The 19,745-nt window shown below is 41.1% G+C and carries 13 protein-coding genes and 1 tRNA gene; 9 read left to right on the top strand and 5 right to left on the bottom strand.

Translation table 11 applies throughout. The features are described from left to right. Positions 1 to 120 precede the first annotated feature (120 nt). The 6 genes from B0O44_RS14505 (at position 121) to B0O44_RS14480 (ending at position 9,831) form a co-directional block, all read left to right on the top strand. Entirely contained in the window at positions 121 to 690 is a 570-nt protein-coding gene (locus tag B0O44_RS14505; RefSeq protein WP_110831788.1) for an RNA polymerase sigma factor, read from the top strand. Between the two features lie 80 nt (positions 691 to 770). After that, positions 771 to 1,790, top strand: a complete 1,020-nt coding sequence (locus tag B0O44_RS14500) for a FecR family protein (protein WP_110831786.1) — start codon at positions 771 to 773, stop codon at positions 1,788 to 1,790. A 106-nt stretch (positions 1,791 to 1,896) separates the two neighbouring features. Next, positions 1,897 to 5,334: a SusC/RagA family TonB-linked outer membrane protein gene (locus B0O44_RS14495; RefSeq protein WP_110831783.1), complete on the top strand. Its 3,438-nt coding sequence runs from the start codon at positions 1,897 to 1,899 to the stop codon at positions 5,332 to 5,334. A 34-nt stretch (positions 5,335 to 5,368) separates the two neighbouring features. Continuing rightward, the gene (locus B0O44_RS14490; protein ID WP_110831781.1) at positions 5,369 to 6,823 is read left to right on the top strand and encodes a SusD/RagB family nutrient-binding outer membrane lipoprotein; all 1,455 of its coding nucleotides are present in this window, start codon (positions 5,369 to 5,371) and stop codon (positions 6,821 to 6,823) included. A gap of 29 nt (positions 6,824 to 6,852) precedes the next feature. Then, entirely contained in the window at positions 6,853 to 8,406 is a 1,554-nt protein-coding gene (locus tag B0O44_RS14485) for a DUF5689 domain-containing protein (protein ID WP_110831779.1), read from the top strand. A 9-nt stretch (positions 8,407 to 8,415) separates the two neighbouring features. Then, the gene (locus B0O44_RS14480; RefSeq protein WP_245943668.1) at positions 8,416 to 9,831 is read left to right on the top strand and encodes a calcineurin-like phosphoesterase C-terminal domain-containing protein; all 1,416 of its coding nucleotides are present in this window, start codon (positions 8,416 to 8,418) and stop codon (positions 9,829 to 9,831) included. A gap of 50 nt (positions 9,832 to 9,881) precedes the next feature. On the opposite strand, the gene B0O44_RS14475 is transcribed toward B0O44_RS14480, so the two are convergent. Continuing rightward, positions 9,882 to 10,586, bottom strand: a complete 705-nt coding sequence (locus B0O44_RS14475; protein WP_110831774.1) for a DUF2490 domain-containing protein — start codon at positions 10,584 to 10,586, stop codon at positions 9,882 to 9,884. A 147-nt stretch (positions 10,587 to 10,733) separates the two neighbouring features. Between B0O44_RS14475 and B0O44_RS14470 the strand changes: the two genes are divergently transcribed. Further along, complete coding sequence (locus tag B0O44_RS14470; RefSeq protein ID WP_110831772.1) at positions 10,734 to 11,681, top strand: nuclear transport factor 2 family protein; 948 nt, start codon at positions 10,734 to 10,736, stop codon at positions 11,679 to 11,681. A gap of 43 nt (positions 11,682 to 11,724) precedes the next feature. Here B0O44_RS14470 and B0O44_RS25395 read toward each other — a convergent pair whose 3' ends face one another. Continuing rightward, entirely contained in the window at positions 11,725 to 11,967 is a 243-nt protein-coding gene (locus B0O44_RS25395; RefSeq protein WP_110831770.1) for a histidine kinase, read from the bottom strand. Positions 11,968 to 12,132: 165 nt separating this feature from the next. Between B0O44_RS25395 and B0O44_RS14460 the strand changes: the two genes are divergently transcribed. Next, positions 12,133 to 14,682 carry a hypothetical protein gene (locus B0O44_RS14460; RefSeq protein WP_110831768.1) on the top strand — a complete coding sequence of 850 codons (2,550 nt, stop codon included), beginning with the start codon at positions 12,133 to 12,135 and terminating at the stop codon, positions 14,680 to 14,682. Between the two features lie 42 nt (positions 14,683 to 14,724). Here the strand turns inward: B0O44_RS14460 and B0O44_RS14455 are convergent, their stop codons facing one another. From B0O44_RS14455 to B0O44_RS14445, 3 genes are all read right to left on the bottom strand, one after another. After that, the gene (locus B0O44_RS14455) at positions 14,725 to 15,354 is read right to left on the bottom strand and encodes a hypothetical protein (protein ID WP_110831766.1); all 630 of its coding nucleotides are present in this window, start codon (positions 15,352 to 15,354) and stop codon (positions 14,725 to 14,727) included. Positions 15,355 to 15,427: 73 nt separating this feature from the next. After that, the gene (locus tag B0O44_RS14450; protein ID WP_170123340.1) at positions 15,428 to 16,366 is read right to left on the bottom strand and encodes an erythromycin esterase family protein; all 939 of its coding nucleotides are present in this window, start codon (positions 16,364 to 16,366) and stop codon (positions 15,428 to 15,430) included. A 179-nt stretch (positions 16,367 to 16,545) separates the two neighbouring features. Next, positions 16,546 to 16,619 (bottom strand) — tRNA-Ala (locus B0O44_RS14445). A gap of 631 nt (positions 16,620 to 17,250) precedes the next feature. Between B0O44_RS14445 and B0O44_RS14440 the strand changes: the two genes are divergently transcribed. After that, positions 17,251 to 19,713 carry a DUF5686 and carboxypeptidase regulatory-like domain-containing protein gene (locus B0O44_RS14440; protein ID WP_110831762.1) on the top strand — a complete coding sequence of 821 codons (2,463 nt, stop codon included), beginning with the start codon at positions 17,251 to 17,253 and terminating at the stop codon, positions 19,711 to 19,713. Positions 19,714 to 19,745 lie beyond the last annotated feature (32 nt).

Here is a 19,745-nt window from a genome sequence, read left to right as displayed (position 1 = left end):
GTAAAATAAATTTGCAAAGGGTAATCAGAAGAAGTTTAATATGCAGGGGTGTTTTCTTTACCGATTTAATATTGACCTAACATTGCTTCTTTAACTTTGCCGGTAAAGACAGCATCTGATATGTACCCCGAACCTACAGACGAAGAATTGGTGGCGCTCCTAAAAAAAAATGATTCAGTAGCACTTGAAACACTTTTTAACCGCTATTATAAAATACTTTGCCAGTTTTGTAGCCTGTATACAAAGGACTATTCAGCAGCAGAAGAAATTATTGCTGATCTTTTTATCAAAGTCTGGGACAACAGAAAAAGCAACATCATTCTGAATGTAAAAAACTACCTGTTTGTTTCCGCAAAAAATTTGTCCATTAATTATCAGCAAAAGAAAAAAGAACCGGTCGACTCTATAGAAGACCTGGATTTGGCTCAACATTTTTTGCAGGAAAGGGATACACCCTTTAAAATCCTTTCCGGAAGGGAGTCTTATGGAATTACCCTAAAAATGATCGATCGCTTGCCACAAAGACAAAGAGAAGTTTTACTCATGAGTCGGATGGACAATCTGGACAAGCATAAAATTGCAGCGATTTTGGGGATCTCTGTCCGAACAGTAGAAACAACCTTATACCAGGCACTTGCCCAGCTTCGTGAACTGTTAAAAAATGCCAGAAATTACACCTTAGGTAGTTAACATTTTCTTAACCTAAATTTAACTTTTTAAGCTACGTATTTCTTTCCCGGAACCTGTCTTTATTATAGAGACAGATTTAAATGGAAGATCAGAGCTATCGCTTAATAGTTGAGTATTTTGAAAAGACCATCAGTGACCAGGGCCTGGTGGAGTTGCAGGAATGGATTGAGGCGGAAACCGGCAATCTGGAAAAATTTAGTGAAACAATTCAAATCCTGGAGGCCTCAAAATTATATTTTAAAGAACCGGAAAATGCTGGAGCAAGCTGGTCAAAGATACAGGCCCATGTAAATCATTCAGAGAAAAAAGCACTAAGTTATAAAATACATCTTGTAGCCTATGCCGCTTTGTTTTTTTTGATTTGCGGAATTGCCGTTATTGGTTACCGCTTTGCGGTCCCGGCAAACCCGGAGTCCCTGGAATATGCGCAGATCAGTAATCAGGATGGACAGCATTCCAGAATTCTATTGCCGGATAGTTCCATCGTCTACCTGGCTGGGGGAAGCCATCTGAAATATGAGAAAAAATTTCTGGGCCGCCAGCGTAAAGTTTACCTGGATGGTGAAGCTTTTTTTGATGTAACCCATCAGCCAAAAAGAGCTTTTGTGGTGCAAAGTGGCGAAATCAGTACAGTGGTTCTTGGAACTTCTTTTAACATAAAAGCGTATACGGACGAACATAAGGTAGAGGTTACCGTAAAGACGGGAAAAGTAGGTGTTGTGGCAAATGTCAATGGGAAGTCCCGTTTACTGAAATACCTGGTCCCAAATGAACAGATTGAAATTAATACCGAAAGTGGTTTATACAGTTCTGGTCATGCAGACGCGCAGGCGCTGATCGGCTGGATCAATAATAATTTTGTTTTTTACAATACCTCCTTAAAGGAAATTACAGCTTCGCTGGAGCATCGCTATGGCGTTAAAATTGAATTTACTGATCCGGAGCTGGGTGCCGCTAAGCTTACTGCAAAGTTCAAAAACATTCCCTTAAAACAGGTTTTGGAAGACATAGAAACACTCACTGGTTTTAGCTGTACCGTTAAGGGTAAGCATATTTTTATATCAGATAACGATCAAAAAGGAGGAAAAATTATGGAATAGCGCTACCTGGTTTGAATTCAAGTAGCCCGGAATTGCTGGTAACAACTCCAGGCTCTAAGTTAAAGAGTTACACTCATGAATGAATAAGTATTAACAAGATAAATGTATGAAAAAATTATGGTTCCTGACCATACTGGTACTCCTTACTGTATTTTTTGGTGTATCCAGGGCCCAGTCCCCAACAATTAGCAGTAAAAAAATAACCTTCGGAGCTGAAGGGATCATGCTTAAAGATGCCTTTGAGCAGGTGGAAAAATTAACAGGCCTGTCCATCAATTACAACAACAGCCAGTTGAATGATAAGCGTATCGTCAGGTTGAACAAGGCGGAACGCACCATAGAAGAAACGTTGAACCTGCTGCTCAGCGGAACGTTGTTTACTTTTAAACAATCCAATGACCGGAACATCCTGATTGTGGCCAGGCCAAAATCCAAAGGTAAAATAACAGGAAAGGTTTTGGATGAACAGGGGCAACCCCTTCCCGGAGCTTCGGTTAAAGTGCTGGGGGCTGATGCTTACAGCCAGTGCCAGAACGATGGTTCTTACTCCTTAAGTGTGGTTCCTGGTTCTTACACAGTGGAAATCAGCTTTATTTCCTATGAAACTTTCAGAAAAGAAAACCTGCTGGTACAGGCCGATAAAAACACGGTACTGAATACCTCACTTCAACCTTCTGCAGGGCAGCTGAATGAAGTCGTGGTGACTGCACTTGGTATCAAAAGGGAAGAAAAATCGCTGGGTTATTCTGCCACAGTGGTTAAGGGAGAGCAATTGACCGATGCCCTTTCCAACAACTGGACAGATGCCCTTTCCGGAAAAGTTGCGGGCTTAAACCTGGTCCGCTCAAATGGCGGCCCTGGAGGCTCCAATAAAATTATATTGCGGGGAGAAAACAACCTGACCGGTACCAATGAGGCCTTAATTATTGTCGATGGGGTCGTGATCAGCCAATCCAGTGGAAAAACAACCGGTAACGGAGGTTCCGGCTACCTGAGCGACGAAACGCCTGTAGATTTTGGAAGTGGTTTAAATGATATTAATCCGGAAGACATAGAAGAAGTGACGGTACTGAAAGGCCCGGGAGCTGCTGCACTTTATGGATTAAGGGGGGCAAACGGGGCCATTATCATTACCACCAAATCGGGTAAGGTAAAAAAAGGCATTGGTGTGACCATCAATTCCAATACCGCCTTTGAAAGGATCAACCGCTGGCCGGACCTGCAGTATGAGTACGGCCAGGGTGTAGACGGGGACAATTATTATTCCTATAATGCTTCAGAAGATGGAGCGAGCACAAGAAGTACCAGTTCTGCATGGGGCCCGAAATTAAACGGACAGCTGTTTTATCAATATGATCCCCTTACCCATACCAAATCAACCGTAAGGACCCCATGGGTGCCTTATGTGAATGACTCAAGGAAGTTTTTTGAAACTGGCCGGACCCTAACCAACAGTGTGACCCTGGATGGTGGAAATGACAAAACTTCTGCACGTTTTTCTGTGACCAATGCCAACAATAAATGGATTATTCCAAATACCGGATATGACCGTAATTCTGTTGCACTTTCTTTAAACCAGAAAGTGAGCGACAAACTGCAGATTGCAGCCAAGGTAAATTACAATAATAAATCCAGTGACAATTTACCTTCCACAGGTTATAACAACCAATCCATTATGTACTGGTATTTATTCTGGCAGCCCAGCGCGCCCATCAGCTGGCTGAAGGATTACTGGATGCCGGGTCAGGAAAACCTGAAACAGAGCTTTCCTTTTAGCAGCTATCCGGATAACCCTTACCTGATCGCCAATGAAATGCTCAATAAATCTACCAGAAACGGAGTGACCGGAAATGCGCAGGCAACTTATAGTTTTACCAAAGAGCTGAGCCTGATGGTAAGAACTTCTCTTGACTTTTCTTATGATGAAAGGTCACAGCAAAGGCCTTTTGATACGGAAAAATATAAGAAGGGGATGTACAGGACACAGAACAGTTTTTCCAGAGAAATCAGCAGCGACTTTCTATTGCGTTACAATAAAAAAATAAACAGGGACTTTGAAGTTTCAGCAACCGCAGGAGGCAGTATGCTGAAAAATAAATACATCAAGGATGAATTAAGGGCCGATTCTTTATCCTATCCCGGAGTATATACCTTAGCCAATAGCGCTGGGGTACTCGCTCCCTATCCTTACCGGAGATCCTATGCCCTGAACAGTTTCTATGGTTTATTCACGGCCAGTTATAAAAATTTTCTGTACCTGGATGTTACCGGACGTAATGACTGGAGCAGCATATTGGCCAGTAAAGTAGGAACTGATAATGTCTCTTTCTTTTATCCTTCTGTTAATGGTAGTTTAATCCTTTCCGAGTGGCTTAAATTACCAAGGGCCATTTCTTTTGCGAAATTAAGAGGTTCAGTGGCCAAAGTGGGAAGTAGTGATGTGGTTCCTTATCTGACCTCTTTCAGTTATAACCCACAGGTTACTTTCCCTGGAGGCCTTGCCAATCAGACGACGCTGGGAAACCTTGGGTTGAAGCCGCTATATACAACCAGTTACGAGGTAGGTGCCGACCTTCGCTTCCTCAATAACCGCATCACACTGGATGTTGCCCTGTACAAAGGCAATACCAGGAACCAGATCCTGACTTCAAAAGTGGATGCTGCTTCTGGGATGAGTAATGTAATTGTGAATGCAGGTCTGGTCCGCAATAAAGGGATTGAGATTGCAGCGACAGGTATCCCTGTGAAAAATCAAAGTGGCCTCACCTGGACCATTAATACCACCTTTGCTGCCAACCGGAATGAAATTGTTGAATTGACTCCCGGACTGGAACAGCTGATCCTTCAGAATGGACCGGGTGGAAGGGGTGCTGTCGTGGCTGTTGTTGGCGGAAGTATGGGCGACCTCTACGGCCGTGCTTATGAAAGGGCACCCGATGGACAGATTATTTATGAAAATGGTTTACCGGTGATCAGTATTGAAAAAAAATATATCGGCAATACGAACCCAAAATGGAAAGCCAGTATTGGCAACAATTTCCGTTATAAGCAATTTTCACTGAGCTTTTTGTTTGATTCCCAGTATGGAGCAGTAGGTTATTCCCTTTCTGCAGCTGCGCTTGCCGAACAGGGAAAAACAAAAAACACGTTACCAGGAAGGTATAACGGAATTATCGGACAGGGGGTCATTAAAAACCCGGATGGTTCTTTCAGGCCAAATGACCGGATTGCCGATGCACCAAATTATTATACAGCGCATTATGGCCGGGACAACGTAGAGGGCACAACCTATTCCACAGATTTTATCAAACTCAGGGAAGCCCGTTTTGATTACGCGTTACCGGTAAAACTGGCCAGAAAGTTTGGCATACAACGGGCTTCGGTAGGTGTTTATGGACGGGACCTTTTTACCATTACCAAATGGCCTTTGTTTGATCCGGAATTTGGAACACTGGACGGTTCTGGTGACATTAATAAAGGATTTGAATATGGACAATTTCCTTCCACCAGGACTTTTGGTTTAAACCTGGTGATAGGCCTTTAATAAAAGAGATACAATCTGACAAACAATAAAACAGATGAAAAAATATAAGAACAGATCGATAAAATCACTGGTATTACTGACTGCCCTGGCACTGAGCGTTGTTTCCTGTACCAAAGATTTTCAGAAACTCAATACCAATCCAAATACCAGTGAATTTGCTTTGCCGCAAACTTTACTGGCGCCGGCCATTACCAGTGTGGTTTCTGCCAATATGAGCAGGAGTCAAAGGATCAATAATGAATTTATGCAAGTTACGGTTGACATGGGGGATACTGAAGGTAAACTTTTCAGGTATGATGTGCGCACCGCTGAAGCAGATTACCTGTGGAATTCCTGGTACATCCAGCTGAGTAATTTTAATGACATTTATAAGGGAGGGGAAGACAACCTGAGCAATACCTATATGGGGGTTTCCCTGATTTGTCAGGCCTGGATATTTTCTATGCTGAGCGATACCTATGGTGATGTACCCTATACGCAGGCCAATAAAGCGAAGGAAGGTGTCTATACACCTGCTTTTGATCAGCAAAAAGACATCTATCCCGATTTGATGCTAAAATTGGAGAAGGCCAATGAATTGTTAAAAACCGGGGCTAAAGTCCCTTCCAGCAGTGATCCGGTTTATGGAGGTGATTATCAGAAATGGAGAAAGTTTGGAAATTCACTGTACCTGAGGTTATTACTTCGTGTTTCGGGAAAAGCAGAAGCCGGTGCCAGTGCAAAAATTAAAGAAATTGTTGATACTAAAGCGGCTAATTATCCGGTAATGACCGGTAATGACGATTCGGCAATTCTTCGCTGGACAGGTGTTGCACCTTATGTTTCGCCTTTTGCCACCTGGAGGCCAGGAGATTGGTATGGTCCAAAACTCGGTAGTTTTTTTGTCGATAATCTGAATGAACGAAGTGATCCGAGAATTCAAAAATGGGCAACCCTTTATCAGGGTGAATATGCCGGAATCCCAAGTGGTTATGTCCCGGGCCAGACGCCTGTTGGAAAATCTTCTTTTCCGACGCAGCTTCAGATTGAACCTTTACTGGGAAATATTATGAATTATGCAGAGCTTCAGCTGATCCTGGCAGAGGCTGCAGCCAAAGGCTGGATCAGCTCAAAACCAGCCAAAACCTATTATGAAGCCGGGGTAAGCAGTGACATCACCTTATGGGGTTATACCGTGCCCAATAATTATTTCACTTTTGACAAGGTTAAATGGGACGATGCCTATACCCTGGACCAGAAAATGGAACTGATCCATCTGCAAAAATATTACGCCCTGTTTTTTACGGATTTGCAGCAATGGTTTGAGTATCGGAGAACAGGACATCCTGTTTTGCCTAAGGGTGATGGGCTCCAAAACAATAAGATGATGCCGGCAAGGCTTAATTATCCGGTATATGTACAGTCTGCAAATGGCCAGAATTACCGTGCTGCGGTAGCCATTCAGGGAACAGATAATATTAATACTCTGGTTTGGTGGCAAAGACCTTAATGATAATCAATTATTAAAGAAAATATTTTATGAAGGTGAAATTTTTATACCTACTGCTGTGTTGGACAATTGTTCTGATTGCAGGCTGTAAAAAACACGATTATGCCGAAGGCACGTTAAGTCCTTTGACTTTTATGGAAAATGTCAGGAACTTGTATAACGGTTCGGATGTGGCACTCAATAAAGAAAACCTAACCGGAGCTACTCAGCTTACCGGAGTGGTGATCTCTAATCCTGACGGAGGAAATGCTCCTGAAGGTTTGTTGATTATGCAAAGTACCAGGAGGCAAAAAACCAGAGGAATTTCCCTGGCACTCTCTACGGCATCGAGCTATAAAGCTGGAGATTCTATTGTCGTGACTATAGAAGGAGGTGTGCTTAAAAAACTTAATGGTGCCTTGCAGATTTCCGGGCTGTCCGATGCCTCTATAAGAAAAATTTCTTCCGGAAATAAAGTTAATGTACAGTCTGCTTCAAGTTATTCGATTAACCTGAAACCCGGAGATTATGAAAGTACCCTGGTTATGGTTAAATCGGGAACAATTAATCCCTTGCCTTTGCCCACCACCACTTTTGAAGGAAACAGGACTATTGTGAATGGAGCAGACAGCATTATTATGCATACTGAAGCTAAGGCAAGTTTTGCCAAAGAAGCTTTGCCGGCGACAGCAAATTTTGCGGGTATTGTACTGGCTACACAAAACAGTTCAGGAGCTACAATGATGCAGATCTGGCCGAGGTCTACTGAAGACATTACAGAACGTATTGCTCCTCCGGATCCGAATGGTCCCGGGCTTGGTAAATTCCCTGTGCTGATCAGTGGTTTTGTGGCTGATGCCAAAGGTGCGGATGGCAATTACGAATATGTTCAGTTGCTGGCCACCAAAGACATTAATTTTGAAAAAAGCCCGATGTCATTGATCATGTGTACCAATGGAGGAGGTGCAACACCAAACCCGGGCGCGGCTCCGGGTGCCGGATGGGCCACGGGAGGAGGAAGGACCTATAAATTTAACCTCAGTACGGGATCGGTTAAAAAAGGAGAGTTCTTTTATGTTGGTGGCAGCAATAAAAGAATCAACGGGGCCAACTCAACCAATATCAGTGACTCCAAATGGATCCGTGCCATTGCTTATGTGACCAACGATGGTGATGGTTTTGGAAGTGCCAGCGGTGGTTTATTGCCAAACAGTGGTAATGCAGGGGGAATTGCTTTATTTGAAGGCACTAATGTTACTGAGGCCTCTGTCCCTTCAGATGTGGTGTTTTTTGGAGGTACAGGAAAAACCACCATGTTTGATGCCACGACCAATAAAGGTTACCGGATTATGGATAACGACCATTACAATATGAAGGATGCAACATCCGCTACTGACCAACCTTTTATTTTTCAGGGAACAAACACCTATATTATCCCGCACCCAACTGTTGCAGATGCAGGTTATTTTATAAAACTCGGAGGTAAATTTAATGCGACGAAAAAAACATGGGAAACACCAAGGGCATGGGTTTTTTATCTGATGACCCAAAGTTCCGTTGTGACAGAAATTGAAAGTGCCGATGTAACCACACTTTCAAATTAACGATATTACATGATGAACAGAAGATCTTTTATACAACGTATGGGCCTGGTCACAGGCGCGGCCTTTGTCAGTTTGAACAGCAAAGCTTTTAATCAGCTTAAAAGGGAAAAAACAATTAAAGGGAGGGTGTTGTCGGGTAAAAAGGGTATTGCAAATGTGGTGATATCCGATGGTTTTTCCGTGGTCCTAACCGATGCAAAGGGTAACTATACCATAGAACCCAATGAAAAGGCAGTGAGTATATTTATGAGTACACCGTCAGGTTATGAATTTAAAACCGATGACCGGGTAGCCAGGCATTATGAAAAACTGGGCAGCAGAAATGAATATGATTTTGAACTAAAGGCCCTTAAATTGAACGATAACAGACATAAATTTATCATTTGGGCGGATCCTCAGGTTAAAAATAAAAAAGATGTAAAGCAAATGATGGAAACTTCTGTGCCGGATGTGCAGCAGTTGTTGAAAAACATGCCAAAAGATACTTTGGTCCATGGCATCTGTGTAGGTGATATTGTATGGGACAACCATGCTTTGTTTCCGGATTATAACCTGGCTGTTTCCCAAATGGGGATTCCTTTTTTTCAGGCCCTTGGCAACCACGATATGGACTACAGAAAAGGTGGAGACGAAACATCAGATGTAACGTTTAAGGAGGTTTACGGACCAACTTATTACTCTTTCAATCGTGGAAAAGCACATTATGTGGTGCTGGATGATGTCCGTTATTTGGGTACCGAAAGAGAGTATGATGGATATATTACAGAAGACCAGCTGAACTGGCTCGGTAAGGATCTGGAGCATGTGGACAAAAACAACCTGCTGATCATTAACTTGCATATCCCTGTCCATAATTCAGTTAAAAATAAAGAAGACTTTTATGCACTGTTAAAAGGATATACAAATGTTCACATTATGTCAGGCCATACCCATTTTAATAAAAATGTGATCAGGGACGGAATTTATGAGCACAATCATGGTACTGTGTGCGGGGCCTGGTGGACAGGGCCGATCTGTGAAGATGGGACACCAAGAGGTTACGGAGTGTATGATGTGGATGGAACAAAACTGACCTGGTATTACAAATCTACAGGACTTGAAAGAGAGAAACAGGTCAGCGTGTTTACAGATCGGCTGACCAATCAGAGCCGGCTGATTGCCAATGTCTGGAATTGGGACCCGGACTGGAAGGTGGAATATTTTTTAGATGGAAAGGCTATGGGACTGATGGAAAATCAGATTGGTTATGATCCTTTATCCGTAACATTATATAAAGGAGATCAGTTACCCGCAGGGCGGACCTTTCCTGAGCCAAGAAAAACCGATCATATTTTTGTCGCACATTTTGACCCTTCAGTGAAAAAAGTAAAGGTGACTGCGACAGACCGTTTTGGTGAAAAATTTAGTGCTGAGGCCGAGGTGTAAAACAAAAAACAGGAGGAGGATTTTCCCCCTCCTGTTTTTATAAATACATTTTAAAATCTGGTATAGACAGCCAGCTGTACCACATGGTTCACGGTGCTGCGGTTAATGCCTTTGGAAGCTTGGTTCAGATAACCCGCTTCAATGTCCAGCGCTTTGTTTAAGCGGTAACCACCTGCCAGGTAAGCCCTGTTCTGATCAAACACATGTTGGTTCAGTTCTTGTTTGTTTTGAATATTCAGAAAAAATTCATTTTGTAAGGCTGCAAAAAAGCCCTTCTCAAAATCTTTTACTTCCTTCTCCAAAGGCATCAGTAACCTGAAAAAATACCGGAAACGTTGTGCAAATACATCTTGCTGACCGTGCCTTTCTATAAAACGCTGTTCGGTCCTTAATCTGTGGCTTACATTGATGGTGCCAATTTTATGTTTGTAAATGTATTGCTGCCAGATCCGGTGTTCCGTGGCGCTGGGATGAATACTTCCCGAAGGATTAAAAGTTTCATTCCACAAATAACCCAATGTGAGTTCATTTTTCTTATTGACATAATAGGTGATGCCCGGTCTGAACATAAAGTTTCTCAGGTGGTCCCATTTGTCCGCGGATCTGAGTTGTATATCTAAATGACTACCCCATTTGTTGTTGAATTTGGTGGTGTTCATCAGAAAAAGCCAACCGCTGTTTTGCTGTATGGTTTGTGCAATTCCTGTCGTGGTCATGAAACAGAAAGCGGTGAAAAGTAAAATTAAAATGCGCATGGTTAGTTTTTTAATTTGTGTGTCTGGCTAAAATAGTAAAATTGACAGCAGATTTCTCAAAGATTTTAGGTAAAGCGTCTGACCGATGTAAAAAACAGGATTTGTACATACCTGTAACCAACTGGAAATTAACGGCGTCATAGTTATATGGAATTAAAGAAACTGATATTGACCGCCTGTTGCTTTTGTTTTTTTGGTTTTTCTGTACTTGCACAAGCTGTTAAGAAAGTACCGGCGCTAAATGAAAAATTGTTTATTGAATTGTCTGCTAAAGATAGCCTGTTGTTTGATATTGCTTTTAAGAGCTGTGATCTTAAACAACTGGAAAGCATTTTCGCACCTGGTTTCGTTTTTTATCATGACAGGGGTTATTCAGTAGCTACCAGTCCACAAAGTTTGGACGATTTTAAAAAAAACATCAAAAGGTCCTGCGAAAATAAAAGCAGGGAAAGAGCCTCAATGCGTAGGGAGATTGTCAAAGGAAGTTTACAGGTTTTTGAACAGGGTGAAACCAGGGCTATACAAACCGGTGTACAGCGTTTTTATAGAACGGAAAATGGGAAAGCGGAAAAAATTGTAGAGGAGTCTAAATTTTCAAGAACCTGGAATAAAATAAAAGGAAACTGGTTAATGGTTAGTGAACTCGACTATATGGTCAATACCCATCCGGTTTCGTTGTTGGGTGAATTACGCTATGAGCCAAAGCCTTATGCGCCTGAGTCTGTTGAGTTGTATCAAAAAATTGTCAGTCTGGACAGTGCCTTTTTTGGGGCATATAACAATTGTGAGCTGGATAAAATGGCGGCTATGATGTCCGATGAACTGGAGTTTTATCATGACAGGGGAGGTTTGTCCACTTCGAAAAAACAAGTATTGGAGTCTATTCAAAAAAACATATGCGGTAAAGTTACCCGGATACTTGCCAAGGGCAGTATAGAGGTTTACCCGATTAAGGATTTTGGAGTAGTGCAGATTGGTTATCATTCTTTCAGGAATATAGCAGAGCCGGGTGAAAGCGAGCCTTCTAAATTTATTACCCTATGGCGGTTAAAAGACGGAAACTGGCAGGCCACCCGGATTGTGAGCTTGCACTGATTGAGCAAAATATTTACCTTAAGTAAATAAATTAACCAGTTTTTCATCCTGAGTAGACTCTATGCTGTATCTCATTATCCCTGAAAGTAATAGGATGACTTTCCCCCGAATCAGCGCCCACTTTTCTAATCCTTTGATAAACGAAGCTCAAACTGTTAAATAAGAAGTGAGGGTTGATTTGGGCCCTTAGGGTTGCATTTTGAGCTATCGCTAATTTTATTTCCGTTTCTTCACGCTGAATAATGCGCTGTAACTGTTGCTTTTTCAAGTTTTGGGAATTGGCCATTTCTTCTATATATCTTTTAAGAATCAGCAACGGATGTCAAGCTGTTCCTGGCATTTTTGGGTTACCCGGTTTTTATGGGGACTTGTTGCCCTGGTAAATTACCAACTATGAAATATAATTGATATTTTGCTAAACTGCTGTTGTTCAATCTATAAAAAAAACGATATGGTTTTAGCTATTAGAAGAATTACTGTTCTATTGTTTTGGTGTCTTTTAGCCTCCTTTGCCTATTCCCAGGAAAACATATCCAGGGTTGCGTTATGGACCGATTCACTGTCAAAAAAACAACCCCAGCAACTTGTGTACCTCCAACTGAGTAAAGGTGTGTATGAAACAGGAGAGGACCTGTGGTTTAAGGGGTACATCATGAATGCCCGGTACAACGAACCCTCTGCTGCAGATACAACTCTGTATATCCAGCTTCGGCATGCACTCAGCAACCAGCTGATCCGACAGGAAAAAATACTGATCCATAATGGTTTTGCTGATGGGCATTTAATTATAAGGGAAGATGTCTCTCCCGGGGATTATATACTTATGGCTTTTACCGCAGGATCGTTTCTGAATGATCAGGAGGAATTCAAAGCCTTCCGAAAGCTGAGAATTATGAAACGCATCAACCCGAAATTAGCCGTTAATGCGTCGGTTAAAAGGATAAATACGGAGGATAAAAAAGAAATTGAACTGACCGTTGGCACAAGCTCCAATAAACTTCCAGTTAAAGGAGCAGATGTTTTGGCCAGTATTTTTGTTGATCGTATTTATCAAAAAACGATTCAGGCTGTAACTGGTGCCGATGGATATGCCACCCTCAAATTTAGGATAGACGATCCTTTTAAAAATACTTTCCTGGATATTAAGACCAGCTACCAGAAGGAGGACATCAGCAATATGATAACCCTGCCTGCAATTGCAAATGATAATTTTTCTATTAAATTTTTTCCTGAGGGAGGGCATTTGGTTGCTGAACAAGTGAATGTGGTTGCTTTTAAAGTAAGCAAGCAGTATGGGAAGCCTTACGATTTGAATGGGATATTACTGGAAAACGGAAAGCCCATTGACAGTATTAAGAGTACTTATGGCGGGATGGGCAAGTTTAACTTTGTTCCCCGGACCGGAAAAGTTTATGCAGTGAAAATGGGGCATTCAGAGATACTACAGCAACTTCCGGAAATACATAAAACGGGTATTGTATTGAAAGTGCTGCGCCAGAATGAGAAAGCTGTTGTCTTTCTGGTAACAAAAAGCAATTCCATACCAGATCAGGATATTATCATCTCCGCCCAGGTAAGGGGCACAGTATATGCACTTTATAAAGGAGAAATGAGGAATGATACCTTGCTGTTTAACCTTCCAAAAGATAAATTTCCGCAGGGAATTGTGGAGGTCACCCTGTATAATTCAGCTATGATACCCCTTGTTGAAAGACTTGTGTATGTCAATTTTGATCAAAAGATTAACATCAGTGTTGAGCCCTCGCAATCCGTTTATGATAGAAAAGATAAAGTTGTACTGAACATCCGGGCCAGCAACGAAAAAGGCGAGCCTGTAATTGCGCATCTTGGGCTTAGCGTTTACGATGATCTTTATAAAAACCAGGAGGATTTTTTAAACATCATTTCTTATACCCAGTTGTATTCGCAAATTAGAGGAGAGATCATCAATCCGGACTACTTTTTTGATGAAAACAATAAAAACAGGGCACAATCCATGGATTTGTTATTAATGACACAAGGCTGGAGAAAATACATTTGGGGTAAGCATGATCTGTTAAAGACAACAAAAGGCCAAAAAATTATCAGTGACCAGGTGGAGGGGACAATGAGCGGTAAGTCCGGCCTTCCTAAAATGTTACTTGCTTTTACACCCGAAAAAATGGGATTTGGCGATCCCATTCAGATTTCTTCTCCCGGAAAATTTAAAATTTCCAAAGAACAGATGCTGCTGGCGAACCAGGGATACTTTTATATAAAACCACTTGGCAGTGATGAAATTGTTAAAAAGACAAAGATTGTACTTTCGGATCCCTTTGGTGCAATTGATTCCATACTGGGACAGAAAAAAGTTGTTTACCCGCTGATTGCCCGAAAAGATAAAACAGATACCCTGAAAGTATTGCCTAATATACCCGGACTGATTACACTGGACGAAGTGGTAATAAATGGAAGGGGAACTGGTGCTGTAAATTTACAACGGGATAAATATATGGCAAAACTGGATAGTACGGCCAGGTTTTCCGGGAACAGCGATTTTGTAGGAACATGCGGTTGGTTAAATTGCGGTTCCTGTGGTTCGGGATCGAAACCGGTTGAAGGGGGCGCTTATACTCAATATAAAGATGGGAGGGTTCCCTGGCATGGGAGCTTTAAGAATAGTGATGTGATTAAAAAAGCTTACGAATATCCAAAATATACAGACGAGGATTTGTTGAAGATGTTTAATATGCACCGGGTTCAGGGGTATGTTGCAGGTAAAGTATTTTATAGCCCCGATTACGAACGCAAACCGGAAGAAAAAAACATTTTTGATTTTAGGAATACCCTGATCTGGAACCCGGAAGTCATTACAAATGAAAAAGGGGAGGCTAAAATTACATTTTACTGTTCAGATATTTCAGGCAAGTTTATCGGAAACATAGAAGGACTGGATGTTACTGGAAGGCTGGGACAAGTAAATTTTAACTTAATGGTTAAGGATGGCAAAGAAATTAAATAATGCTGATTGAAACAAAAATTTCCCATTACAGCACTATAACCTTTATTTGGATGGAGTTTTCTTTATGCTCTTGATCCGGTTGTAAACTTCGGTCAGCTCTTTCATATCTCCGTACCGGTATGTTTTATCCTTAATTTTTTCGACAAGGGAAGGCTCATCCGCGACAATTAAACTCATAACCTCTGCATAGTTTTTTCTTGTCAACTGTGACAAATGATCTGCATCAGGACCATAGAAGTATGTAGTGCTTTTAAAGAAGGTGGTACCTCCTCCATTCATCGTCATTCCACCTCCCGGAGCGGCAGACATTGTAGGCGCCTGACTGCTAAATCCACTAAGACCGAATAACTTTGAGGGGCCATCTATAACCACCTTGTAAAACTGGGCGTCTGGCCCATGAGAAACCGTAAAACTATCGAGTCCTACTACAAATGATTTGATCATATCGGGACTGATGCGTACCCGACCTGTATCTGACTTAAACAGAAAGTAGTTTTTTGAAGTAAAGGTATTTCTAGAGCTGGCGTCTTTTGCGATTTTTCCGATGATTTTCTGATCGTTAAGGTCGTAATAATAACCGGCCTGAAATTTATTAATTGGTATAACACCAAACAGCTGGGCCTTGGCAAAAGTAGCACTGCACAGCAGGATAAAGAAAAAGAGAAAACGCATAATTTAAATTTGAGATGTGAATATAGAAAAGAAATTTTATTCCCTGCGAGCAGAACAAAATTTCTGCACTAATTTATTTCATCAGTGCGGAGGCATGGCTTTCCCTGATAAATATCATTCCATCAAAATCAGAACCTGGATTTACGGGGAGTGAACGACCTTCTGTCCAGTTTGCATAGATATTGGTCATCTTACTGATTACTCCTTTCAGGGGATTATCCGTCCCGCTAAGGGCTATAAAAAAGTCAGGATATTTTGCTGAAGCTAATAATGCTGAAAAGGTATCTTTTGCGCTTTGAAACTCATATTTTTCAAATCCGTTACCGGTGATTACATTTACCGAGCCTTTATAGGTGTCAAATCCCAGCGCATAAAGTTTGTTCCCAAATTTTTTGTTTAAGTGATAGCCCATTCCTTGGTATTGGGCCATGGTGGTGTCTTTTGCAATATGTACATTATGTGCCCAGATGATGGTTTTGTTGTGGGTTGTATTTTGGTTTATAATGATGTTTTGTGCCATTAACTGGTCGCGTTCCAATGGCATTGGGGCATATTCCATCCGGTCAAAACCAAATAGTTGAACCTGTTCCGCGGGCGCTTGTTTCTTATTATGGGTTCTTATGAATTGGAAAAGGTCATAAATCTCTGTTGTATTGTATAAATAAAATCCCTTCATCAGGTCTTTTAAATTGCCGGTTCCGGTAAGTAAGTACTGGTTAATGGGTTCCATTGCCGAATCGCTGATTTCAAACCCCAGACTTTTATAGTTGAGGTGAAGGATAAGGTATTCTATGATGCGTTTTTTATGGTTATAGAATTCGCGTGTGCCATGAGAAGCTTCACCTATGGCGAAAATGGTATTATCCTTTAGTGTTCCGGATAAAAAATCAAGATCGCTGAGCGATTTTGAGGTGTCTGCCTGTAAGGGCCGTGCATTTTTATTGATCCAGCTGATGTTGTTGTCCTGGGCATAAACACTAAACACTGAGGAAATCAGGAGTAGGTAAGTCATTAACCATGTCTTTATCATATTTGATTGATATTTCAACTATGATGAGCAATGCATGAAGATTCCATAAATAAAAAAGAGCATACAGAATTTGGCAAAGAAAGTTTAATGGTTTATTGTCCATTTGAAGGAAGCCATTTGAACAAAAAAGCCTTCCAGTACTACTGAAAGGCTTTAAGCTGTGGAGAATAGCGGAGTCGAACCGCTGACCTCTTGCCTGCCAGGCAAGCGCTCTAGCCAGCTGAGCTAATCCCCCTTGTGGCTATTGAGGTGGCAAAAATAGCAATTAGTTTGTGGAATGCAAATAAATATTAAAATTGATGAGGCAGTTAACGATTAAAGTCAACAGCATGATGGAAAGTATGTACCAGGTAATTAAAAAATCTCTCCACACCCGGTGGATAAGTTTTTTCAAAAAAAGGCAAAGAATAGATTTATATTTAAGTAAGAAAAATTAAGCAGCTATTCTTCAAAACAAGTGTAGAACTGAGTTGTTAAATAGATAGCTATTCAATCGAAAAAAGTCCTGTGAGGGGGTGATCCGCGTAGGGCAGGCATAGCATAAAGGATTCGGCAGCATTAACGAAAGTTAGTGCTGCCGATGTTTTTTTTGGGGCTTTTAAAAGGCATACATCAGGTCTTTAGATTTTTTTTATTCCTCTATACAATATTTACTTTCAAAAAACGTCTTTATTACTGAGAGCGTTAATTTAGATTAAGCGGGAATGATCCGGAGGGTTATTCCCGCTTTCCTTTTTTACAATATCTAAACCCTGGTCAAAAGCAGGCGCCATAGCTTTTTAACTTTTTTTAACTTAATGCAACAGAGTATTATTCGGAAATTATAGGCATTTTCGCTTTATAACCTTAAACGCCCATAAAACTATATGAAGAAGCTCTTGTTCCTGTTGTGTGCCCTTTTGTTTACACAGTTTTGCTTTTCCCAACAATTTACCCTAAAAGGAGTTACGACCGATAAAGAAAAAAACATCCTTCCTTTTGCAAGTGTTTATATTCAGGGCAGCAGTAAGGGTACTTCTGCCAATTCCAATGGGGAATTCCAGCTCAAACTGGATAAAGGAAAATACAATTTGGTGTTTAGGGCAGTGGGGTATGTCCAGCTTATTAAAGAGGTAGAGGTCAATGGAGATACAGAGCTGTCTGTGGCAATGCAGGCGGAAGTTTATCAGCTGAAGGACGTAGTCATTAAAGCTGGTGCGGAAGACCCGGCCTATGAAATCATCAGGAATGCCATTAAAAAACGCAAACAGCATTTGACCGAAGTTAAGGCCTTTTCCTGTGATACCTATATTAAAGGGGTGACCAAACTTAAAAATGCGCCTAAAAAATTCCTGGGCAGGAACATTCAGGATGACCTTAAAAATATGGGCCTGGATTCCGGCAAAAGAGGAATACTCTATTTGTCCGAATCGGTATCAAAGTTTAATTTTCAGCAGCCAGGTAAAATTAATGAAGAAATGATCTCTTCAAAAGTAAGCGGCAACAGCAATGGCTTCAGTTTTAATCAGGCAACAGATTTTTTGGTGAGCTTTTACAAAAATATTGTTGATATCGGTGAGTTGAGCCGTGTGGGCTTCGTTTCACCAATTGCAGAGAATGCGATGCTGTTTTACCGCTATAAATTTATTGGAACTTTCCGCGAGGGTGGTAACTGGATCAATAAGATACAAGTGATTTCGCGTCGTAAATATGATCAGGTGTTTAATGGTTATATTTATATTATTGATGACAGCTGGCGGATCCATAGTATTGATCTTGCCATCACCAATAATTCCATGATCGAGGGGATTGATAGTCTGAGAATAAAACAACAGTATATTCCCGTTAAAAATGAGAAGTGGATGCTCGCCAGTCAGCGGTACGATTATAGCGGAGGAATATTCAGCTTTAAATTTGAAGGTACCTATACCGGGGTGTTCAGCAATTATGATGTAGAACCTAATTTTCCTCCAAAATTCTTTACCAACAGGGTTCTAAAGGTAAACGCCGGGTCTAATAAAAAAGATTCTGCTTATTGGGCGGGGATCAGGCCTGTACTTTTAACGCCCGAGGAAAAAAGGGACTATGTCAAAAAAGACAGCATCCGGCTCGTCAGAAGTTCCGATAAGTACAAAGATTCGATAGACAGAAAAGCAAATAAATTGAAACCATTAAAGGTTCTTTTAACCGGGTATACGCATAGAAATACCAAAGAAAAAGAGTCCTGGGGGATTAATAGTCCGGTACTTAGCGTAAACTACAATACGGTAGAAGGATGGGTGTACAGTCCGGAGCTGAGTTATAGAAAAACCCTGAAAGACAGCAGCAGTCTAAGTATGAAGTTTAATCCGCGGTATGGTTTTGAAAACAAAAAATTAAGTGCCAATGGCAGTATCGGCTATGTGTATAACCGAAAACGCAGGGCTTATTTAGGGATCAGCGGGGGAACAAGTTATACAGACTTTAATACCGAATACGGGGCGATACCCCCTTTGTTTAATACTTTTAGTACGCTGTTTGCCAAGGAAAATATTTTAAAACTGTTTAAAAAGGATTTTGTGAAAATTTATTCAGGCAGGGAGCTCAGTAATGGATTGTATCTTAGCGGTAATATAGAATACGCAAACAGGACACCCCTGCTGAATACCTCCTTCCGGACGGCTGGAGATTTTCCAGATAAACAGTTTACAGCAAACAATCCATATCCATCATTCGAAAATAATTATGCTTTCAGTGCCAATAAAGCATTGACATTAGGTCTGAAACTGAATATTGCTTTTGCCCAAAGCTATATTGAACGTCCGGATTTTACCATCAGACAAGGCTCGAAATATCCTAAACTGGAGCTGGAATACAGGAAAGGAATAAAAGGGGCATTTGATTCAGATGTAGATTTCGATTATGCAGGGATCCGGGTATTTGACTCCAATAAAAAGCTGGGTATTTTAGGTGCTTTCAAATACAGTGCCGCGGCAGGTAAGTTCCTTAACAGAGATAAAATGTATTATATGGATTTTAAACATTTTGCTGGCAGTGATATTTTCCTTTATACCCAGTTTACAGATGGGTTTATGATGCTCAGTCCTTATGAATACAGTACAGGAAAAGAATTTCTGGAAGCACATGCCGAACACAATTTTGGTGGATTATTTCTGAGTAAAATCCCTTTGTTCAAGAAATTGAAATTGGAAGAAGTGATTGGCGTAAATTACCTAACTTCTGATGTCATAAAAAACTATGCCGAAGCTTATATCGGTATACAACGTTTTGGACTTCGGTTTAACCTGGTCAAAACTTTTAATTACAAGAACGGCAGCAGTACAGGTTTCAGGGTCTCCGCAGGGTTTTAAAGGCCGGTTTTTATGAAATCCAGGCAAAATTT

This window comes from Pedobacter nutrimenti, assembly GCF_003208655.1.
GTDB lineage: Bacteria > Bacteroidota > Bacteroidia > Sphingobacteriales > Sphingobacteriaceae > Pedobacter > Pedobacter nutrimenti.
Note: the sequence above shows the minus strand (reverse complement) of the source record. Positions and strands in the feature narration are given on the sequence as shown.